The 1,494-nt window shown below is 67.5% G+C and carries 1 protein-coding gene; it reads left to right on the top strand.

Features of this window, described 5'->3' with window-relative positions; translation table 11 throughout:
* On the top strand, positions 1 to 1,494 hold a 1,494-nt coding region (locus AB0D04_RS42670), incomplete at both ends, for a type I polyketide synthase (protein WP_362712879.1).

Raw genomic sequence — 1,494 nt, 5'->3', positions numbered from 1 at the left:
TTCGGCGGTGAATCAGGATGGTGCGTCGAATGGTTTGACGGCGCCGAATGGTCCGTCGCAGCAGCGGGTGATTCGGCAGGCGTTGGCGAACGCGCGGTTGTCCGGTGCGGATGTGGATGTGGTGGAGGCGCACGGTACGGGTACCAAGCTGGGTGATCCGATCGAGGCGCAGGCGCTGCTGGCGACGTATGGGCAGGAGCGTTCGGCTGAACAGCCGTTGTGGCTGGGGTCGATCAAGTCCAACATCGGCCACACCCAGGCCGCCGCGGGTGTGGCGGGCATCATCAAGATGGTGCTGGCGATGCAGCACGGCGTGCTGCCGAAGACGCTGCACGTGGACGAGCCCTCGTCGCACATCGATTGGGACGCTGGTCAGGTCCGGCTGCTCACCGACGAGACTGCCTGGCCTAAGACCGGGCAACTCCGCCGTGCGGGTGTCTCCTCCTTCGGGATCAGCGGCACGAACGCGCATGTGATCTTGGAGCAGCCTCCGGTTGTGGAGGAGGAGTCTGCCGCCGGTGGGGTGGGCTCGGTTGTTCCTGCTGGTGGGGCGGTGCCGTGGGTGGTGTCGGCGAGGTCTGAGGCGGGGTTGCGGGCGCAGGCGCGGCGGCTGCACAGCTTCTTGGTGGAGCGGCCGGAGTTGTCGCCGGTGGATGTGGGCTTCTCGTTGGCGGTGACGCGGGCGAGTTTTGATCACCGGGCGGCGGTGGTCGGTGCGGACCGTGAGGCGTTGCTGGCGGGGTTGGGGGCGCTCGCGGATGGTGAGCCGGCCGCGGGTGTGGTGCGGGGAGAGGTCGCGGCTGGTGCTGGCCGGGTGGGGGTGTTGTTCTCGGGTCAGGGTGCGCAGCGGCTTGGTATGGGGCGGGAGTTGTACGACCGGTTCCCTGTTTTCGCGGATGCCTTCGATGCTGTCTGTGGGGAGTTGGAGCGGGCGTTGGGTTCGTCTGTGCGTGGGGTGGTGTGGGGTGAGGATGAGGACGCGCTGAACCAGACCGTTCATGCGCAGGCCGGGTTGTTCGCGGTCGAGGTGGCGCTCTTCCGGTTGCTGGAGTCCTTCGGTATCGCGCCGGATGTACTCATCGGTCATTCGGTGGGTGAGCTGGCGGCGGTGCATGTGTCCGGCGTGCTGTCCCTCGAGGACGCGTGCACGCTGGTTGCTGCGCGGGGTCGGCTGATGCAGGCGCTGCCCGAGGGCGGGGCGATGTTGGCTGTCCAGGCCCGCGAGGAGGAGGTCGCACCGCTGCTGGGTGAGTCGGTGTGGCTTGCCGCGGTCAACGGACCTGACTCGGTGGTCGTCTCTGGTGATGTCGATGCGGTGGAGGCTGTGCGGGAGTGGGCGAAGCGACAGGGCCGTAGGACGAATCGGCTGCGGGTTTCGCATGCGTTTCACTCGCATCGGATGGACGGCATGCTGGAGGAGTTTGCCCGGGTAGCGGAGCGGTTGACGTACGGGGCGCCGCAGATTCCTGTGATCTCGACGCTCACCGGTGAGGC

Source organism: Streptomyces sp. NPDC048483, assembly GCF_040651455.1.
GTDB lineage: Bacteria > Actinomycetota > Actinomycetes > Streptomycetales > Streptomycetaceae > Streptomyces.
The sequence above is the reverse complement of the archived record's forward strand: the minus strand, read 5'-3'. Positions and strand labels throughout refer to the sequence as shown.